Genomic DNA, 18839 nt, shown 5'->3' on the forward strand with positions numbered 1-18839 from the left:
CCAGCGTCGCGCCGTGAGCTGGCGTTACACGCCTGCGCGGGTCCGGACGAAAGGTGTCAGACGGTCGCCAGGGTGTGGGGAATCTCGTCGAGCAGCTCCCGGGCGAGGAACCCGATCCGGCCGAACCGGGGGACCAGCCGCTGACCGCTGACCGCGTGGGCGAACGCCGCCCAGCACGCGGCCTGTGCCGGCTGCGCGCCCCGCGACAGCAGCCCGGCCAGCAGGCCGGCGCGGACGTCCCCGCTGCCGGAGGTGCCCAGGCCGGCGTCGCCGCTCTCCTCCCGCCAGCTCCGGCCGTCGGGGGTGGCGATGTGGCCGTAGAGCGACACCACCGCGTCGTACCGGCGGGCCAGCTCCGTCGCCTCGGCGTCGAGGTCGTCGCCGGGCTCCCGGTCGAGCAGGTGCCGGGCCTCGGTGAGGTTGGGGGTGAGCACCACCGGCCGCCCGGACCCGACCAGCAGGTCCGGGGCGTGGCTGAGGGCCCCCAGGGCGTACGCGTCGAGCACCAGCGACGTCTCCGGACCGGCCGCGTCGAGCACCAGACGCAGCAGGCGGCCGGTCTCGTCGATGTCCTTGAGGCCGGGGCCGACGGCCACCACGTCCGCCTCCGCCACCAGTTCGCCCAGCAGCTCGCCGGGCTGCCCCGCGACCGCCCCGTCGGTGGTCTCCGGCAGCCCCACCACCAGCGCCTCGGGCACCTGGATGCTCAGCGCGGCGGCGGTGGACTCGGCGGCGGCGAGCTGGAGCACACCGGCCCCGGCCCGCAGCGCGGCCACCCCGGCGAGCAGCACCGCGCCGGGGGTGAAGCGTGAGCCGCCGACCACCAGCACCGTGCCCCGGGCCTCCTTGCCGCCGGTCGGCACGGGCAGCGTCCAGTCCCGCAGCAGACCGGGGGTGATCACCCGGGTGTCAGACCGGTTCGGCATGGACCTCGTCCTCCCTGGTCGGCCGGGCGCCCTGCTCGTGCAGGTGACCGACGTCGTTGAACACGTCCGGGGTCAGCCGGCCGTCGGCGCCGGCGGACCACCCGGTGATCGAGCAGTTGGCGATGACGTGTTCGCGGGTCAACGCCATCAGCTCCGTCTCGGTGAGCCCCTCCACCAGGTAACGGGTCAGGAAGACCAGGGCGTCGTGGCCGAACAGCAGCACGCGCCGGTCCTCGTGGTCGCGGCGCAGGTCGCCCAGGAGGGCACGCAGGCGCAGTGCCACGTCGGTCCAGGACTCCCCGCCCGGCGGCCGGTAGTAGAACTTGCCGAGCCGGTCGCGGCGCGCGGCCTCCTCCGGGTGCCGCCGGCGCACCCCCTGCCCGGTCAGGCCGTCCAGGATGCCCAGCTCCCGGTCGCGCAACCGTTCGTCGCGGGTGAGCGGGATCCCGGTGCCGGCCAGGGCCAGCTCGGCGGTCCGCACCGCCCGCAGGTACGGCGACACCACCGCCACGTCGGGCCGGTGGGCCTCGGGCAGCCCGGCCAGCCACCGCGCGGTGGCCCGCGCCTGTTCCTCCCCGGTGGGGCTCAGCGGCACGTCCGCGTCCCGGTGGGTCAGGTCGATCAGCTCGGCGCCGGACGCCTCGGCCGCCGTGGCCGCCACGTTCGCCGTGCTCTCGCCGTGCCGGACGATCCAGAGCGTCGCCAGTTCCGCCATGCGGCAACCCCTACCCGCCAGCCCGCCCGGGGTAACCGCGCCAGCCCGCCGGGCGGGACCGTGTGCGCCGCCGCGGCCGGGTCCGCGTTGCCGCGGGGGCCCTCCGTCGTCCACCCGCCGTTCAACCCCGCTGGGCGGGTCGGGCGACCCCGCGGGCCTCCCGCCGGAGCTCCTCCAGCCGGTCCGCCAGCTCCCGTGGCCGGCTCAGGGCCACCGGGTGCCCACCGTCCATCTCGTCCGGGGCGATGCCCAGCCGCTCGGACACCAGCCCGCGCAGGAAGTCGATCGGGAAGAAGCGGTCGCCCCGGCAGAGCAGCGCCCGGGTCGGCACGTCCGGCCAGGCGGCGAGCGGCCAGGGCTTCTCGAACGGCGTGCCGGACTGGTCCCGGGCGTGCGCCGTGGCCTCCTCGACGAGCCGGGGCGGCAGCTCGTGGAAGAAGACGACGTTCGGGTCCTCGTCCTGCTCCGGCGTCCAGCCCTCGCGCTCCGCCTGGATCCGCCTGGCCTGCGCGTAGCCGGTGTTGCCCCACCACTCGGCCGGCGACTCGCCGGGGGCGGGCACCATCGGGGTCAGCAGCACGAGCAGGTCCGCGTGGACCCGGTCGCACAGCAGCGGACCGGTGAACGCGCCGAACGACTGGGCCACGACGACCAGGTCCGTGCGGTCCCCGATGGCCTGGACGGCGGCGTCGGTGTATTCCGCCAGCCCCGCCGAGTCGTCGGCGCACGGCAGGTCGACCGCCACCACGTCGTGCCCCCGGTCCCGCAACTGCTCGGCCAGCAGGTGCCAGTACCAGGGCCCGCTGCCCGCGGGGGGAATCAGCACGTACGTCGCCGTCGTCAGTGGTCCGTCAGGCTCGCCCACGATCTCTCTCCCCGTGCCGGTCACCGATGGTCGACGAACCGTAACCCACCGGTACGACGGCCGACGGCCGACGGAGCCGTCCACTGGCGTCCCGTTCCGGCCCGACCCGGCCCGCCGGGGGCGGTGCGCCCGGCGGGCCGGGGCGTGATCGGGGCCGGGTCGGGTAAGCGCTGCCTCCACCGATCACCGAGACGGGGAGGTGCGCCGTGGCCACCATGGTCAGGGAGCCGGCGAGCCCGGTGAAGGACCAGAACTACGACCTGATCCACGCGCTGCAGATGTCGTTGCAGCACATCTGGCAGCTGGAGAACTACGTCGCCGACGCCGACGCGCGGGGCGACACGGAACTGGCCACCTGGTTCCGGAAGATCCAGGAGAACAACCGCAAGGCGGGCGAACAGGGCAAGAAGATGCTCCTGGCGCGCCTCCAGGAGGAGATGAGCTGAGTTCGACCGCCGGCGGCCGGGCGGCCGGAGACTGCCCGCCCGGCCGCCGCGCGGACGGCCGCCCGGAGCGCGCCATCTCGTGCCGGCAGCCGGCCGAGGTGTCGGCACGCAGGGCCGTGTCGGGATGTGCCGGCCGAGGTGTCGGCGCGCGGGCCCGTGCCGGCCGGCCGGGCGGGTTACGGTGTCAGGCGTGGCGACGCCGGCCGAGGAGATCCAGGTGGGGGAGCAGCTGGTGCGCGTCTCCAGCCCCGACAAGCCGTACTTCCCGGAACTCGGGCTGACCAAGCGGGACGTGGTGTCCTACTTCCTCGCCGTCGGCGACGGCGTCCTGCGCGCCCTGCGGGACCGCCCGACCATGCTTGAGCGGTGGCCACGCGGCGTGTTCGAGGGGGCGAAGATCGGCACCCGGCAGGACAGCCGGGGCGACGCCTTCTATCAGAAGCGGCTGCCGGCGGGAGCGCCCGAGTGGGTCCGCACCGCCCACATCACCTTCCCGAGCGGGCGTACGGCCGACGAGGTCGCGCCGAGCGAGCTGGCGGTGGTGATCTGGGCGGCCAACCTCGGCACACTGCGGTTCCACCCGTGGCCGGTCTCCGCCGCCGACGTGGAGCGGCCCGACCAGCTGCGCATCGACCTGGACCCGATGCCGGGGGTGGGCTTCGACCAGGTGGTGCCCGTGGCCCACGAGGTGCACGCGTTCCTGACCGAGCTGGGGTTGACCGGCTACCCGAAGACCACCGGCGGGCGGGGCCTGCACGTCTACCTCTCCATCGAGCCCCGGTGGAGCTTCGGCGACTGCCGGCGGGCGGTGCTGGCGCTGGGCCGGGAGATGCAACGCCGGCTGCCGGAGCTGGTCACCACCACGTGGTGGCGGGAGCAGCGGGACCGGCCGGTCTTCGTCGACTACAACCAGATGTCCCGGGACCACACGATGGCCTCGGCGTACTCGATCCGTCCCACCCCGCAGGCGCTGGTCTCCGCGCCGCTGGACTGGTCGGAGCTGGACGACGCCCGGCCGGAGGACTTCGCCGTGACCACGATGCCCGCCCGGTTCGCCGAGCGCGGCGACCCGCACGCCGGCCTCGACGACCGGCGGTTCTCCCTGGAACCGCTGCTGGAGTTGGCCGACCGGGAGGGGCTGGAGGCCCCACCGGAGCGCTGAGCGGGCAGACCGCTGCGCCCGTTCACTCCCACGGGCTGCGTTCGCCGTCGAACTCCTCGAAGACCAGCCAGGTGCGGGTGGAGAGCACGCCGGCGATGCTCTGCACCCGGCCCAGCACCACGTCGCGCAGGGTGGCGTTGTCCGGCGCCCGGACCAGGGCCAGCACGTCGTGGTCGCCGCCGAGCAGGGCGGCGTGCTCGATGTAGCGCACCCGGGCCAGCTCCGCCGACACCTCCCGCCAGGTGTTCTGCTCGATCTTCAACGCGATGTACGCCGAGGTGCCCAGCCCCGCCGCCTCGGGCGCGACCTGGGCCCGGAAACCGGTGATCACCCCGTCGCGCAGCAGCCGCTCGACCCGGGCGTACGCGTTGGTGCGGGAGATGTGGATGCGCTCGGCGAGCGTACGCACCGACGTGCGGCCGTCGCGGACCAGCTCGTCGAGGATCCGCCGGTCGACGTCGTCCAACGGTCGCGCCGAACGTCCCGTTCCGGCCACCGGCTCCGCTGCGCCCCCGGACTCCTGGCTCATCTCGCCGCCTGTCCCATGCCATCCGTCCCGCGTTTGTCCTGGATCTTGAGTCAATCATCCGACAGCAGGAGCATAGGCCCACCACACGTCCAGGAGGTCCCGCCGTGACGACCACACCCGAGGCGGTCCGCAGGGCATCCCCGCGCAGCCGTCGGAAGGCCACCCCGCCCGACCCGGCCAAGCCGCTGCTCCCGGCCACCGAGCCCGTCCGCCTGCTCGACCCCACCGGCACGCCACTGCGCGCCCCCGCCGACTACCCCGAGCCGCCCGTCGAGGCGCTCGTCGAGATGCACCGGCGGATGGTCGTCGGCCGCCGCTTCGACGTCCAGGCCACCGCCCTGACCAAGCAGGGCCGGCTGGCCGTCTACCCATCCTCGCGCGGGCAGGAGGCCTGCCAGGTCGGCGCCGTCCTCGCCCTGCGCGACACGGACTGGGTCTTCCCGACCTACCGCGAGTCGATGGCCCTGGTCTCCCGCGGCATCGATCCGGTCGAGGTGCTGACCCTGCTGCGCGGGGACTGGCACTGCGGCTACGACCCCGCCGAGCGGCACACCGCCCCGCAGTGCACCCCGCTGGCGACCCAGTGCGTGCACGCCGCCGGGCTGGCCTACGGCGAGGCCTACCAGGGGCGCGACACCGTCGCGCTGGCGTTCATCGGTGACGGGGCGACCAGCGAGGGCGACTTCCACGAGGGCGTCAACTTCGCCGCCGTGTTCAAGGCCCCCGTCGTCTACTTCGTGCAGAACAACCGGTACGCCATCAGCGTCCCGCTGTCGCGGCAGACCGCCGCGCCGTCGCTGGCGTACAAGGGCGTGGGCTACGGCGTGCCCAGCGAACAGGTCGACGGCAACGACCCGGTGGCCGTGCTCGCGGTGCTCACCCGCGCGGTGGAGCACGCCCGTTCCGGCAAGGGCCCGTTCCTGGTCGAGGCGCACACCTACCGGATGGAGGCGCACACCAACGCCGACGACGCGAGCCGCTACCGCGACGGCGCCGAGGTCGAGGCGTGGCGGGACCGGGACCCGGTGGCCCGGCTGGAGACGTACCTGCGGGCCCGGGGCGCGCTCGACGACGCCGCCGTCGCCGCGGTCGCCGAGGAGGCCGAGGCGTACGCCGCCGACCTGCGCACCCGCATGAACGCGCAGCCGACGGTCGACCCGATGAGCCTCTTCGACCACGTCTACGCCGAGCCCACCCCGCAACTGGTCGAGCAGCGCGAGCAGGTCCGCGCCGAGCTGGCCGCCGCCCAGGACGAGGAGGGTGAGCGCTGATGGCCGCCCTGACCATGGCGAAGGCGCTCAACGCCGCGCTCGCCGACGCGATGCTCGACGACGACCGGGTGGTCGTCTTCGGCGAGGACGTCGGCGCGCTCGGCGGCGTCTTCCGGATCACCGACGGCCTCCAGGCCCGCTTCGGCGACAAGCGCTGCTTCGACACGCCGCTCGCCGAGGCCGGCATCGTCGGCTTCGCCGTCGGCATGGCTATGTCCGGGCTGCGCCCGGTGGTCGAGATGCAGTTCGACGCGTTCGCGTACCCGGCGTTCGAGCAGATCGCCTCGCACGTGGCGAAGCTGCGGAACCGCACCCGGGGCGCGCTCAGCGTGCCCATCGTCATCCGGGTGCCGTACGCCGGCGGCATCGGCGGCGTCGAGCACCACTGCGACTCCAGCGAGGCGTACTACGCGCACACCCCCGGCCTGAAGGTCGTCACCCCGGCGACGGTCGAGGACGCGTACTCGCTGCTGCGCCAGGCGATCGACGATCCCGACCCGGTCGTGTTCATGGAGCCGAAGAAGCTCTACTTCTCCAGCGCCGAGGCGGAACTGCCGGCCAGCGCCGCGCCGATCGGCCGGGCGGTCGTGCGTCGCCCCGGCCGCGACGCCACCCTCGTCGCGTACGGGCCGGCGGTGCCGGTCGCGCTGGAGGCCGCCGAGGCCGCCCGTGAGGAGGGCTGGGACCTGGAGGTCGTGGACGTGCGCAGCATCGTGCCGTTCGACGACGAGACCGTCACCGCCTCGGTCCGGCGTACCGGCCGGTGCGTGGTGATCCAGGAGGCCCAGGGCTTCGCCGGGGTGGGCGCCGAGATCGCCGCCCGGGTGCAGGAGCGCTGCTTCCACGCCCTGCACGCCCCGGTGCTGCGGGTGTCCGGGCTGGACATTCCGTACCCGGCGCCGATGCTGGAGCACACCCACCTGCCGTCGGTGGACCGGATCCTCGACACGGTGGCCCGGCTCCAGTGGGACGACCAGCCCGACGGGCGCTGGCTGAGCCGGGAGAGCGCGGCGTGACCACCGTGGACGGGGCGCAGGTCTTCCTCCTGCCCGACCTGGGCGAGGGGCTGAGCGAGGCCGAGATCGTCGAGTGGCGGGTCGCCGTGGGCGACGTGGTCACGGTGGACCAGAGCGTCGTGGAGGTGGAGACCGCCAAGGCCGTCGTCGACGTGCCCTGCCCGTACGCCGGGCGGGTCGTGGCGCTGCACGGCGCGGCGGGTGAGACCCGCCCGGTCGGCCAGCCGCTGATCACCATCGCGCCCCTCGACGGCGACGGCGGGGCCGGCGACGAGCCGGCCGCGCACGCCACCTACCGCGAGGAGGAGCGGGCCGGGTCCGGCAACGTCCTCATCGGCTACGGCACCGGCCACGGTGGCGCGGGGCGGCGGCGTCGGCGGCCCCGTCTCGTGGCCGCACCCGATCCCACCCCGGCGGCTCCCACCCACGCCGCACCGCCGGCGGCTCCCGCCCCGGCGGCGGCTCCCGCCCCGGCGGCGGCTGCGGCCGGCGCGGCCGACCACCCGCAGGGCGGGGCGGCGCCCCTGGTCATCTCGCCGATCGTGCGCCGGCTGGCCCGTGAGCACGGGCTCGACCTGGCGGCCCTGCGTGGCACCGGCCCCGGCGGCGTGGTGCGCCGGGCGGACGTGGAGGCCGCCGTCGCCGAGGCGGCGACGCCGGCCGCCCGGCTCGCCGCGGTGCCCGACGAGCCCGTCGCGTCGGCGGTCTCCGGCGCCGAGGACCTGGTCGTCCCGCTGACCGGCATCCGCAAGGTGATCGCCGACAAGCTCTCCCGCAGCCGGCGGGAGATCCCCGAGGTGACCATCTGGGTGGACGTGGACGCCACCGGGCTGCTGGAGACCCGGGCGGCGATCAACGCGGCGACCCCGGACGCGCCGGTGAGCATCCTGGCCCTGCTGGCCCGGATCTGCCTGTCCGGGCTGCGCCGGTACCCGCAGCTCAACGCCCGGGTCGACACCGAGGGCCAGCGGATCGTCCAGTCCGCCGGGGTGCACCTGGGCATCGCCGCCCAGACCGACCGGGGGCTGGTCGTGCCGGTGCTGCGGGACGCGCAGCGGCTGACCACCGCCGAGCTGGCCGCCGAGCTGACCGCGACCACCACGGCCGCCCGGGCCGGCACGCTGCCCCCGGCCCGGCTGACCGGCGGCACGTTCACGCTCAACAACTACGGCGTCTTCGGCGTCGACGGCTCCACCCCGATCATCAACCACCCGGAGGCGGCGCTGCTCGGGGTGGGACGGATCGTGGACAAGCCCTGGGTGGTGGACGGGCAGCTCGCCGTGCGGAAGGTGACGCAGCTCAGCCTGACCTTCGACCACCGGGTCTGCGACGGCGGGGTGGCCGGCGGCTTCCTGCGGCACGTCGCCGACTGCGTCGAGCGGCCGGCGGTGCTGATCGCCAACGTCTGATCCCGGTCGCGACGGCCCCTGCTCCGCCTCCCGGCGGCGCCGGGGCCGTCGCCGTCGCGGCAGGCGTTTCCCGGCAGACGGGCCGGGAATGCGGGCCGGGCAGTCTCGCCGAGGGGAGGACGAGGTGGCCTATCCGGACATGCCCTCCGCCGGCGGCGTGCGCCGTCACGCGGTGGCCGGCGCCCCGCTGCTCTGCGACGCCCGGGAGCACGGCCTGGTCGGCGACGGGACGGCCAACGACCAGCCGGCGCTCGCCGCGCTGGTGGACCGGCTCGGCGACGCGTACGCCGCCGACGGCCGGGCCCGGATCATCTACTGCCCGCCCGGGGTCTACTCGATGCGGGACTCGGGCACCGTGTGGCGTACCGGGGTGTCGCTCGTCGGTGCCGGCCCGGGGGCGACCCGCTTCGTGCTCAGCAACTCGGGCAACCGGGCCGATCCGGCGCCGCTGGCCTTCTACACCGCGATCGAGCACGGTGCCGACCGGAACCGGCACCTGGCCGACTGCACGTTCGCCGACTTCGAGATCGACGGCTCGGGGGTGGCGTCGGCGGACTACAACCCGCTGGCCAAGGGACTCGGGTTGCAGTACGTCGTGCGGGGCACCTTCCGCAACCTGTACATCCACCACACCGCCGCCACCGGCCTGGGCTGCGACTTCCTCCAGGACTGCCTGATCGAGGGGGTGCTGGTCACCGGGTGCGGGCGGCTGGACAACGGCACCGAGATGGGCGGCGCGGGCATCGGCATCGGCATCGGCGGCTGGGGCAGCGTCGAGCGCTTCAACATCGTCAACTGCAGCGCGGTGGCCAACGCCACCAACGGCATCTTCCTGGAGTTGCAGGAGGCGGACCACCTGCGCCCACGGGGAGTGCGGATCATCGGCTGCCACGCCCAGGGCAACCGCTTCGGCATCTCCGACTGGGGTGCCAACGGCCTGATCGTCTCCTCCTGCACCATGACGGGGAACCTGGAGGCGGGCTTCCACGTCTCGGCGAAGGGCACCACCCACACCGCCGGGCGGGGCGGCATCCTCACCGACTGCGTCATCGACGGCAACCTGCGCGACGGGGTGAGCATCGGCAACACCCCCGGTCCGTACACGATCCGCGGCAACCGGATCAGCGGCAACGGCCGGTACGGCTACCACCAGCGCAACCTCGGCGGGTCCGAGGAGCACGTCGCCGAGGAGATCGTCATCGAGAGCAACGACTTCTACGGCAACAGCGCCGACGCCATCCGCATCGACCGTCCGGTCCGCGACGTCTTCCTGGTCGCCAACCGGATCCGCAACAACGGGCGGCAGTGGGCGCCCGCGACGAGCGCACACGGCGACTCGGTGCGCTACACCGGGAAATCCGTGGTGGACCGGCGGGCGACCTGGCCGAACGACGGCCACCGGGGCAAGGTGGTGCGGGTCGGCGAGCGCATCGCCGTGGTGGCGGCCAACGACGACACCGAGCTCACCCTCGCGCCGATCCGGCCGGACTCCCCGAGCGCATGGAGCGGGGGTACTCCGGCACCGGGCACCCCGTACGAGCTGCCCGCCGGGCCGCCGGTGCGGGCCGGCATCGCGATCAACGCGGCCGTCGAGTCGGCCACCATCCGGGGGAACCGGATCTGGGACAACCGCGAGCCGAGCACCCAGAACCACGGACTGTGGGTCACCGAGCAGGGCAGCTGCGTGGACTGCCGGGTCGAGGACAACGACTTCGCCGGCAACGCGGGCTCCGCCGTCCGACTGGACACCCCACCGGTCGGCGGCCGGTGGGAACGCAACCACGGCTGACGACGACCGGCCGGGGCGGCCGGCCCGTCGGCGGCGGCGCGCCCGGTCGCGTCCTGCCGTACGGCGTCGCCCCGCCGCCGGATCGCGGGTGCGGGACGGCTGTGCGCCGACACCGACGACGCCGTGGCCCAACCCGGACGCGACGGGATTCCGGGGGCCGCCGGTGGGCGTGCCGGACGATTCCGGACGGACCCGGAAACCGGCGCGTGCGGCCCCTTTCCGTGCAGTGCGGGAAATGCTTCCCATAATTGCTTTCTGCAATTCCGTGGAAATTGCGCGTCCACCCGGCGCGGCGTGGAGAGAATGTGGCTGAGGACACCAGACAACGGGGGGACGCATCATGGAGTTGAGGCGGCGACTGACGGTGCTGGCCGTGACCATCGCGGCCACGCCGTTGGCCCTCGGCGGGTGCACCGCCGACCGCAAGCCGGGTGCCCGGCCGGCCGAGGGGCAGGCGGCGGCGCCGGAGTTGACCGTGACGCCCACCGACCGCGCCCGCGAGGTGCCGATCACCGCCGAGGTGGGGACCGCGGTCAGGAACGGGAAGGTCACCGCCGTGCGGATCACCGACGACAAGGGTGCGCAGGTCGCGGCGGAGCCCCGGGAGGACGGCTCGGGCTGGGTGCCGAAGGCGCCCCTGAAGCTGCGGCGCACCTACACGGCGGAGGTGACCGCCACGGGCGACTCGGGCACGACGACGACCCGGAAGACCACCTTCACCACGATGCCGAAATCGACGAAGCCGGTAATCACCAGCACGTTGTACTTCGCCGGTGATCGGACGTACGGCACCGCGATGCCGGTGACCGTGGCGTTTGACCCACCCATTCCGAAAGAGGCCAGGGACGACGTGCAGCGCCGATTGTTCGTGAAGACGGATCCGCCGCAGCCGGGTGCCTGGTCGTGGGTGTCCGACGGCAGTCAGGCCTATTACCGGGCTCCCGATTTCTGGCGCCCGGGGACCAGCATCAGCGTCCGGGCCGGGCTGGAGGGCCTGCCGATCGGCAAGGACCGGGTCGGCGACTCCGACCGCACGGCCACGTCGAAGATCGGCCGGCAGGTGGCCCTGGAGATCGACAACGCGACAAAGCAGATGTCCGTGCTGCGCGACGGGAAGGTGGTCCGCAAGCTCCCGGTCAGCATGGGCAAGCCGAGCACGCCGACCTCCAGCGGCAAGATGGTGATCATGGAGAAGCACGAGTTCACGACGTTCGACACCCGGGGCTCGGCCGACCCCTACGTGGTCGACGTCGAGGACGCCCAACGGCTCACCTGGGGCGGCGAGTTCATCCACGCGGCGCCGTGGTCGGTGGGGGACCAGGGCAACACCAACGTCTCGCACGGCTGCACCAACGTCTCCAACGAGGCCGCGGACTGGCTGATGGGCGTCACGCAGGTCGGCGACCTGGTCACCATCAAGGGCACCGAGGTCGAGCTGACCGAGGGCAACGGCTGGACGGCCTGGAACGTCAGCTGGGACGAGTTCGTCAAGGGCAGCGCGCTGCCCGTGCCGGCCGGGCTGCGGCCGTCCCCGTCGGCCGTGCCGCACCCCGGTGCGGTGGCCGGAGGCTCGCCGGCGCCGGCGCCGTCCGTCCGCGGCGGCTGATCCGACCGTACGCACACCCGGGGGACCGGTCCGCCGCCCCGCGGGCCGGTCCCCGGCGTGGCGGTCGCACCGGCGTCTCCCGCCGACCCCGTCAGGCGGGCTGGTCCCCGGCGTGGCGGTCGCACCGGGGCGTTCCCGCCGACCCGTCCGGCGTCGGGGCTCAGCCCAGCGGCACCCGGGCCACCCCGGGGCCCGTGAGGCTGCCCAGCCACAGGTGGTCGCCGTGCTGGCGCACGCCGGTGACCATGTCGTAGGTCCCGCGCGGGCCGTGCAGGGTCCGCAGCACCCGCCCCTCGCCGTCGACGAGGGCCACCAGGCCGTAGCGCAGCGGCTTCGGCTGCACCGCCGCCGGCAGCACCGCCACCAGCTGCCGCAGCCGGGGGTGGGGCAGCAGCCGCTCGACCACCGGCACGCGGGGGCTGGGCAACGCGATCCAGTACGTCCCGTTGCCCACCGGGGTCAGGTTGTCCGGGTACGCCGGCAGGTCGGCCAGCACGGTGACCGCGCCGTCGGCCAGCGCGACCCGCACCAGTCGATGGGCGGCGGTCTCGACCAGCATCAGCGCCGACTCGTCCGGGGTGAGCGCGAGCCCGTTGGGAAAGTAGAACCCGGCGCGGACGACGTCGGTGCGCCCGCTGCGCGGGTCGTACGCCAGCACCCGCCCGTTGGGCCGGTGTTCCAGCAGGTCCCGCTTCCAGTGCGAGAGCGGGAAGCGGTCGGACGAGTCGGTGAAGTAGACCGTGCCGTCGCGGGCGACGGTGGCGTTGTCGGCCAGGTTCGCTCTCGCCCCGGGGCCGCCCAGCTCGCGCACCGCACCGTCGCCGGTCACCCGCAGCAGCCCCCGGTACGCGTCGCAGACCACGAGGCTGCCGTCGAGCGGGTCGACCTCCACGCCCAGCGGCCGGCCCCCGGTGTCGGCGAGCAACCGGGGTCGGGTGCCGGGAGGCGCGTCGACCGGCCACCACCAGAGCCGGCCGTCCTCCGTCCCGCTGACCACCCGGCCGGACGGGTCGACGACCACGTCCTCCGGGCCGGACACCCCGTCGGGCAGCGGCAGCAGCTCCACCGAGTCGAGCCGCCGGTCGGCGGGCGTCCACGGCCCGTCGAGCGGCGGCGGGACCGTGGCGGGCTCGCGGACGGGGCGGATCAGCCGGGGCGCGCGGCGGGGAGCAACCATCGGCTCATTCTCGCCCGCCGATGCGCAGCCCGCAGGCCCTCGTCGCGTCATCCCTGAGGGGGATCCGGGAGTCTCGGGGTATGACCCTGGGCGTACCCGGATCCGGTCCCTCAGCAGGGCGGAATTGTCGGTGGCGGGGGATAGGTTCGTCGCATGGGACAGCGCGACGACCGGCTCCACGTGGACATCACCGTGGCCGACCACGAGGTGGAGGTGCGGGCGACCGGCGAGGTCGACATCGCCACGGTCGCCGCGTTCCGCTCCGCGCTCTGGGCCGCCCCGGCCCGGCCCGTTCTCCGGCTGGATCTCTCCGGCGTCCGCCTGCTCTCCGCGGCCGGGGTGCGGGCGCTGGTCGCGGCGCACCTGCGCGTGCGCGCCCAGGGCGGTGAGCTGGTGCTGGTCCGCCCCGACCCGGTGGTCGAGCGGGTGCTGCGGGCCACCGGCCTGCACCGGGTCATCCCGATCGTGGACCCGTGCGCCGACCGGGAGCTGGTGCCCTGCTGACCTCCGGCGCCCGAGGCCCAGGGGGCACGGTGGCGTGTAGCGCCTCGACCGGGAGCCCGCCCAGCCAGTCCACCGGCCGGTGCGGGCCGGTACCGACGGCGTCGTCCACCGTCCGCACCGGCCCGTAACAGGGGTTCGCCGTCCACTCGAGCGGTGCACCGTCCGTTCGGAGGATCATCCCCCGCCCGGCGGTGCCCGACCGCTCGGTGGGTCATCCTCCGCTCAGCGGACGCCGAGCAGGTCGACGACGAAGACCAGGGTCTCGCCCGGCTTGATGGCGCCGGCGGCACCCCGGTCGCCGTAACCCAGGTGCGGCGGGATGGTCAGGCGGCGCCGGCCGCCGACCCGCATGCCCACGACGCCCCGGTCCCAGCCGGAGATGACGTGACCAGCGCCGAGCTGGAACTCGAACGCCTCACCCCGGTTCCACGAGGAGTCGAACTCGCGACCGTTGGAGTGCGCGACCCCCACGTAGTGGACGCTGGCCAGCTGCCCCGGCTGGGCCTCCGGCCCTTCGCCGACGGTGATGTCCTCGATGACGAGGTCGGCGGGCGGCGCGCCCTCGATCGGACCCACCTCGGGCTTGCCCGAGCGGGCGCCTGCTGCCTGGTTCATTCGGGAGTCTCCTACCGTTTCGGTCCTGATGTCCGTCACCCGAGATCCTGCCCGATGGCGTCCGAACGATGCATGGCGGTCCCGGCGCACGCGTCGCGACCGGCCCTCGGGGCGACGACGTGACGCGGTGGGCACGCCGAAGCGGGCGTCACCGGTGGTGACGCCCGCCGAGGGGGAGGTGCCGAGCCGGGTCACCGCAGCCAGGGGAACCGCCGCACGATCGGGAGCTTCGCCCACGTCGCGCCCAGGCCGAGGGTCGCGCCGGCGTTGACCAGTGCGAGACCGACCAGCAGCGCCGCGTTGATCAGGTGCTCGTCCATGAAGGGGTTGTTCTCGGGAGGCAGGACGACCGTCCACATCATCACGTAGAGCACCGCTCCCGCGACGGCGGCGATCCGCATCCCGATGCCGAGCAGCAGCGCGACGCCGATCGCGGCCAGGCCGGCCATGAAGAGCACGTCCGCCCAGGCGGCCCCGGCGATGCCCTGGTAGAAGTCCGCGAACGGGCCGGCCGCGCCGAAGGTCAGGAAGCCCTTGGTGGGGCTGCCGCCGTCGATCCATGCGTTCTTCGCCTCGGTGGCGAACCCCAGACCGAAGACCTTGTCCAGGAACGCCCAGAGGAAGGTCCACCCGAGGGCGATCCGGATGCCGGCGAAGACGTACCGGGCGGCCCGTTCCCTGGGGGTCTCGCCGACGTGCCGGGTCTCCGCCACCGCAGCGTCGGTCCCGACGGTGGTGCGCTCGATCGTCGCGGCCATTGTCTCCACGTCCCTTCGTGTGCCTGGCACCGCGCTTTCCGGTGGCATCTCCATTGGACGCCCGTTGGCGCCGGGCGGGCAGGGCCGACCGGGCCCCACCGGACCGGGACCTTTGACCCCTCCCGGACCGGTCCGTACGGCCGTGCCGGTCCGGTCCGGCGGCCCTGACCCGGCGGCGCGTCGCGGTCGTAGCGTCGCTGTGGGGAACGACAGGGAGGTCGTGATGAGGACGTGGCAGGTGGGCGACGTGATGACCCGGGAGGTCACGATGGTGGGGGAGGAGACCCCCTACCGGGAGATCGTCGACGCGTTGGTCCGGCGGGGCATCAGCGGGGTGCCCGTGGTGGACGGCTTCCGTCGGGTCCTCGGCGTGGTCTCCGAGTCGGACCTGCTGCACAAGGTCGAGCGGGCCGGCCACCCCGACGAGCGGCGGGTCTTCGAGGGGCGACGACGCCGCACCGCCCGGGAGAAGGCCGAGGCGCTGCTGGCGCGTGACCTGATGACCGCCCCGGCGGTGGCGACCTGGCCGGAGGCGACGATCTCCGCCGCCGCCCGGCAGATGGACCGGGAGTCGGTCAAACGGCTGCCGGTGCTCGACGACCTGGGCCGCCTCGTCGGCATCGTCACGCGCGGTGACCTGCTGCGGGTGCACCTGCGCACCGACGCGGAGATCCGGGAGGACGTGGTGCAGGAGGTGCTGCGCCGGGTGCTCGCGGTGCGGGACGGGCTGGTCACCGTCCGGGTGCGCGGGGGTGAGGTGACGCTCGACGGCCGGTTGGACCGGCGCAGCGCCGTCGAGCTGGCGGGCCGGCTCGCGGGGCAGGTCAGCGGCGTGGTCCGGGTGACCAGCACCCTCGCCTACGACGTCGACGACACCACCCTCGCCGATCTGGACCCGGCGCGGATCGCCCCGGTGGCCTGACGTCCGGGCCCGCCCGGCCCGCCTGACATCCGTGCGGGCCGGGCGCGCCCGGACAGGCCTAAAGCCCGGAAGGGCCTGAAGCCCGGACGGGCCGGACCTGTCGGCGGCGCGAACTGTCCGGCCCGCCGGGGCGTCGAACCGTCCCGTCGACGGCATCGACTTGCCCGGACCGCCGCCAGCCGGTGGGCGGCTCGCCTAGGCTCGGGATCGGGACGCGCTCCGGGCCCGCCGCCGGGCCGCCGAGGGCGCACCCGCGCCGCAGGCCGCCGAGGGCGCACCCGCGCCGCAGGCCGCTGGGGGCGTGTCCGCGCCGCAGGCCGTCGGGGACCGCGCGAGCCGGCCCGGGCCGCGCGTCGGGAGCGGAGCCGCCGTCGGGGATGCGGAGGACGCCGGGTGGACGAGGCGACGTTCGCGGCACCCCTGTGGGCCTGGGCGGCGGTGGGCGCGGTCATCGCCGTCATGCTCGCCGTGGACCTGCTCTCCCACCGCGACAACCACGTCATCGAGCTGCGCGAGGCGCTGCTGTGGAGCGGCGTCTGGATCACCGCGGGGCTCACCTTCGGCCTGGTCGTCTGGCTGTGGCGGGGCAGCGAGCCGGCGGTGGCGTACTTCTCCGGCTACCTGCTGGAGAAGGCGCTCTCCGTCGACAACGTCTTCGTCTTCGCGCTGCTGTTCGGGTACTTCCGGGTGCCGGCCGCGTACCAGCACAAGGTGCTCTTCTGGGGGGTCGTCGGCGCGCTCGCGTTCCGGCTGGCCTTCATCTTCGTCGGCGCCGGGCTGCTGGAGCGGCTGACCTGGGCCGGCGTCGTGCTCGGCGCCTTCCTCATCTGGACGGGGTGGCGGCTCGCGGTACGCGGCGAGCCGGACGTCGACCCCGACCGCAACGTCGTGGTGCGGGCGTTCCGGCGGCTGGTGCCCACGGAGCCGGGCTACCACGGCGGCCGGTTCACCGTCCGGGTCGACGGCCGGCGCAGGGCCACCCTGCTGCTGGTGGCGTTGGTCGCGATCGAGGCCACCGACGTGGTCTTCGCGATCGACTCGGTGGCGGCGATCCTGGCCATCACCACCGACACGTTCCTCGTCTGGACGGCGACCGCGTTCGCCGTGCTCGGCCTGCGCAGCCTCTACTTCTGCCTGGCGGGGCTGCTGCGGCACTTCGGCCACCTGCGGTACGGGCTGGCCTTCCTGCTGGCCTTCGCCGGGGCGAAGCTGATCCTGGCCGAGACGCCGGTCGGGAAGCTGCCGGTCTGGTCGACCCTCGCGGTGGTGGTGCTGACGCTGTCGGTCGCGATCGGGTGGAGCATGGTCGACGCCCGTCGGGAACGGCGCCGGCGCGCGGGCGGGTGACCGGTCGCGGTGGGGCCGCGGCGGTCAGGCCGGGTGCACGACCGGGTCGGCGAGCTGGGCGGAGAGCACGGCGGGCGCTTCGGCGAGCGACGGGCCGTACCAGGTCAGGTGCCTGCCGGAGAGCAGGGCGCAGGGGGTGCCGGGGAACGCCTCCGGCCCGTCGTCGGCGGTGAAGCGGTACGGCTCGTCGGGCAGCACCACCAGCTCCGGCGCGCGGGCGCGCAGCGCGTCGAGGCTCGGCCGGGGATAGCGCTCGACGTCGTCGGCGTACGCGTTGGTGACGCCGAGCCGGCGCAGCACGTCACCGGCGAAGGTGTCGGCGCCCAGCACCACCCACGGTCGCCGCCAGACCGGCACCACCGCCCGGCGGGACGGCCGGGCGGCGGGCAGCCCGGCCCATGCCCTGCGGGCCCCGGCGAGCCACTCGGGTTCGGCCGGGGCGCCCAGGTCGCGGAGCAGGTCCGCCAGCTCGGTCAGCGCCTCGTCGACGGTACGCGGATAGGTCACCCGCACCGGCACGCCGGCGGCGGTCAGCGCGTCGGCGTCCTCCCGGCGGTTCTCCTCGACGTTGAGCAGGACCAGGTCGGGGCGCAGCGCGCGCACCCGGTCCAGGTCCGGGTACTTGCTCCCGCCGACCCGCGCCACGTCCAGCCCGGCCGGGTGGGTGCACCAGTCGGTGGCGCCGACCAGCAGACCCGGCAGGGTCAGGGCGACGGCCTCGGTCAGCGACGGCACCAGCGAAACGACCCGCACCCCGCGTACCTCCCCGGTCCGTGCGCCGACCACCGGCGTACCGGTCGATCATGCCCCGACCCGGGGCGGGGGTGGCGGCCCGGGCGTGCCTTGCGGCGTCTCTACAACGTTGTAATACTCGGCTGGTCCCGTCAGGAGGTTCGATGAGGTCCCACTCCGCCGCGCCCGCGCCGCGCACCGACCAGCCCGTCGCCCCCGTCGAGGACGAGGAGGTTCCCCTGGCGGCGCTCGGCGACCTCTACCGGGACGGCATCACCGCATGCCGGGGCGCCTTCGCCGTGGACTGGGTGGACCGGGTCGGCGAGGACGTCGAGGCCGCCTTCCGGGAGGCCCGCTCCCGCCCCGACGGCGCGGTCGGCCGCGGCCCGCAGCGGTGGTACGTGGAGATCCACCCCGAGCAGCTGCGCGGCTTCGTCGACCTGGTGACCCACCCGTGGGTGGTCTCGGTGTGCCGGGCCGTGCTCGGGCCCGACTACCAGATCGTCGAGCTCGGTTTCGACATCCCGTTTCCCGGCGCGGCCATGCAGCCGTGGCACCGGGACTTCCCGATGCCGGAGGACACCCGCCGGCAGCGGCGACTGACCTCGCTGGCCTTCAACCTGACCACGGTGGACACCGTGGCGGAGATGGGCCCGTTCGAGATCGCCCCGGGCACCCAGTGGGACGACGGACGCGACTTCGACCACCAGATGTTCCCGCCCAGGGAGCGCCACCCCCGCTACGCGCAACGGGCCGTCCGCAAGTATCCGCGGCGCGGCGACATCTCCGCCCGGTCCGCGCTGACCGTCCACCGCGGCACGCCGAACGTCTCCACCCTGTCCCGCCCGGTGCTGGTGCTCGGCGTCGACGCGCCGGGAGCGGGCAACGCCGCGCACCACGACATGGCGGTCACCCGGGGGTACTGGGCGGGCCTGCCCGAGCAGGTGCGCGCCCACCTGCCCTGCCCGGTGGTCGACGCCCTGACGCCGATCCGGCAGAAACACACCATCGAGGGCCTGGTGATGGGCGCGGAGTGACAGTCGGCTCGCG

19 protein-coding genes are annotated in these 18839 nt (G+C 74.5%); 11 read left to right on the forward strand and 8 right to left on the reverse strand.

The window, feature by feature from the left end; all coding sequences use genetic code 11:
* Positions 1-56 precede the first annotated feature (56 nt).
* The 3 genes from ABZ573_RS27260 to ABZ573_RS27270 form a co-directional block, all read right to left on the reverse strand.
* Positions 57-926 (reverse strand): NAD(P)H-hydrate dehydratase, encoded by an 870-nt coding sequence (locus ABZ573_RS27260; protein ID WP_151453546.1) that lies wholly within the window; start codon positions 924-926, stop codon positions 57-59.
* Positions 910-1641 carry a histidine phosphatase family protein gene (locus tag ABZ573_RS27265; protein ID WP_358121850.1) on the reverse strand — a complete coding sequence of 244 codons (732 nt, stop codon included), beginning with the start codon at positions 1639-1641 and terminating at the stop codon, positions 910-912. Before ABZ573_RS27265 ends, ABZ573_RS27260 begins: the two co-directional genes overlap by 17 nt.
* 121 nt (positions 1642-1762) lie before the next feature.
* Positions 1763-2506, reverse strand: coding sequence for an alpha/beta hydrolase (locus ABZ573_RS27270; RefSeq protein WP_358121852.1), 744 nt, complete (start codon positions 2504-2506; stop codon positions 1763-1765).
* Positions 2507-2721: 215 nt separating this feature from the next.
* Between ABZ573_RS27270 and ABZ573_RS27275 the strand changes: the two genes are divergently transcribed.
* A complete protein-coding gene (locus tag ABZ573_RS27275; protein ID WP_151453556.1) occupies positions 2722-2952 on the forward strand; it encodes a hypothetical protein in 231 nt (76 codons plus the stop codon).
* A gap of 190 nt (positions 2953-3142) precedes the next feature.
* Positions 3143-4114 carry a DNA primase small subunit domain-containing protein gene (locus ABZ573_RS27280; protein ID WP_358121854.1) on the forward strand — a complete coding sequence of 324 codons (972 nt, stop codon included), beginning with the start codon at positions 3143-3145 and terminating at the stop codon, positions 4112-4114.
* Positions 4115-4136: 22 nt separating this feature from the next.
* Here ABZ573_RS27280 and ABZ573_RS27285 read toward each other — a convergent pair whose 3' ends face one another.
* A complete protein-coding gene (locus ABZ573_RS27285; RefSeq protein ID WP_132234638.1) occupies positions 4137-4643 on the reverse strand; it encodes an Lrp/AsnC family transcriptional regulator in 507 nt (168 codons plus the stop codon).
* Between the two features lie 104 nt (positions 4644-4747).
* On the opposite strand from ABZ573_RS27285, the gene pdhA reads away from it, so the two are divergent.
* The 5 genes from pdhA to ABZ573_RS27310 all read left to right on the forward strand — a co-directional run bounded on the left by pdhA (position 4748) and on the right by ABZ573_RS27310 (position 11734).
* Positions 4748-5914 (forward strand): pyruvate dehydrogenase (acetyl-transferring) E1 component subunit alpha, encoded by a 1167-nt coding sequence (pdhA, locus tag ABZ573_RS27290; RefSeq protein ID WP_151453542.1) that lies wholly within the window; start codon positions 4748-4750, stop codon positions 5912-5914.
* The gene (locus ABZ573_RS27295; RefSeq protein ID WP_151453541.1) at positions 5914-6930 is read left to right on the forward strand and encodes an alpha-ketoacid dehydrogenase subunit beta; all 1017 of its coding nucleotides are present in this window, start codon (positions 5914-5916) and stop codon (positions 6928-6930) included. Before pdhA ends, ABZ573_RS27295 begins: the two co-directional genes overlap by 1 nt.
* Positions 6927-8339, forward strand: coding sequence for a dihydrolipoamide acetyltransferase family protein (locus ABZ573_RS27300; protein ID WP_358121857.1), 1413 nt, complete (start codon positions 6927-6929; stop codon positions 8337-8339). Before ABZ573_RS27295 ends, ABZ573_RS27300 begins: the two co-directional genes overlap by 4 nt.
* A 139-nt stretch (positions 8340-8478) precedes the next feature.
* A complete protein-coding gene (locus ABZ573_RS27305) occupies positions 8479-10128 on the forward strand; it encodes a right-handed parallel beta-helix repeat-containing protein (protein WP_358121917.1) in 1650 nt (549 codons plus the stop codon).
* Between the two features lie 340 nt (positions 10129-10468).
* Positions 10469-11734, forward strand: a complete 1266-nt coding sequence (locus tag ABZ573_RS27310) for an Ig-like domain-containing protein (RefSeq protein WP_358121859.1) — start codon at positions 10469-10471, stop codon at positions 11732-11734.
* Between the two features lie 160 nt (positions 11735-11894).
* Here ABZ573_RS27310 and ABZ573_RS27315 read toward each other — a convergent pair whose 3' ends face one another.
* Positions 11895-12911, reverse strand: coding sequence for an SMP-30/gluconolactonase/LRE family protein (locus ABZ573_RS27315; RefSeq protein WP_358121861.1), 1017 nt, complete (start codon positions 12909-12911; stop codon positions 11895-11897).
* A 153-nt stretch (positions 12912-13064) separates the two neighbouring features.
* Here ABZ573_RS27315 and ABZ573_RS27320 point away from each other — a divergent pair, with 153 nt between their 5' ends.
* Positions 13065-13415 carry an STAS domain-containing protein gene (locus ABZ573_RS27320; RefSeq protein ID WP_151453537.1) on the forward strand — a complete coding sequence of 117 codons (351 nt, stop codon included), beginning with the start codon at positions 13065-13067 and terminating at the stop codon, positions 13413-13415.
* A gap of 222 nt (positions 13416-13637) precedes the next feature.
* On the opposite strand, the gene ABZ573_RS27325 is transcribed toward ABZ573_RS27320, so the two are convergent.
* The gene (locus ABZ573_RS27325; RefSeq protein ID WP_151453536.1) at positions 13638-14030 is read right to left on the reverse strand and encodes an FKBP-type peptidyl-prolyl cis-trans isomerase; all 393 of its coding nucleotides are present in this window, start codon (positions 14028-14030) and stop codon (positions 13638-13640) included.
* A 191-nt stretch (positions 14031-14221) separates the two neighbouring features.
* Entirely contained in the window at positions 14222-14797 is a 576-nt protein-coding gene (locus tag ABZ573_RS27330; protein ID WP_225852041.1) for a DoxX family membrane protein, read from the reverse strand.
* A 214-nt stretch (positions 14798-15011) separates the two neighbouring features.
* Here ABZ573_RS27330 and ABZ573_RS27335 point away from each other — a divergent pair, with 214 nt between their 5' ends.
* Positions 15012-15710, forward strand: coding sequence for a CBS domain-containing protein (locus tag ABZ573_RS27335; RefSeq protein ID WP_358121864.1), 699 nt, complete (start codon positions 15012-15014; stop codon positions 15708-15710).
* Positions 15711-16130: 420 nt separating this feature from the next.
* Positions 16131-17057 (forward strand): TerC family protein, encoded by a 927-nt coding sequence (locus ABZ573_RS27340; protein ID WP_358121919.1) that lies wholly within the window; start codon positions 16131-16133, stop codon positions 17055-17057.
* 24 nt (positions 17058-17081) lie between these two features.
* On the opposite strand, the gene ABZ573_RS27345 is transcribed toward ABZ573_RS27340, so the two are convergent.
* Positions 17082-17810, reverse strand: coding sequence for a helical backbone metal receptor (locus tag ABZ573_RS27345; RefSeq protein ID WP_358121866.1), 729 nt, complete (start codon positions 17808-17810; stop codon positions 17082-17084).
* A gap of 143 nt (positions 17811-17953) precedes the next feature.
* On the opposite strand from ABZ573_RS27345, the gene ABZ573_RS27350 reads away from it, so the two are divergent.
* A complete protein-coding gene (locus ABZ573_RS27350) occupies positions 17954-18826 on the forward strand; it encodes a phytanoyl-CoA dioxygenase family protein (RefSeq protein WP_358121868.1) in 873 nt (290 codons plus the stop codon).
* The last annotated feature ends 13 nt before the right edge of the window (positions 18827-18839 follow it).

The organism is Micromonospora sp. NPDC007220 (genome assembly GCF_040634035.1).
Classification (GTDB): domain Bacteria; phylum Actinomycetota; class Actinomycetes; order Mycobacteriales; family Micromonosporaceae; genus Micromonospora; species Micromonospora reichwaldensis.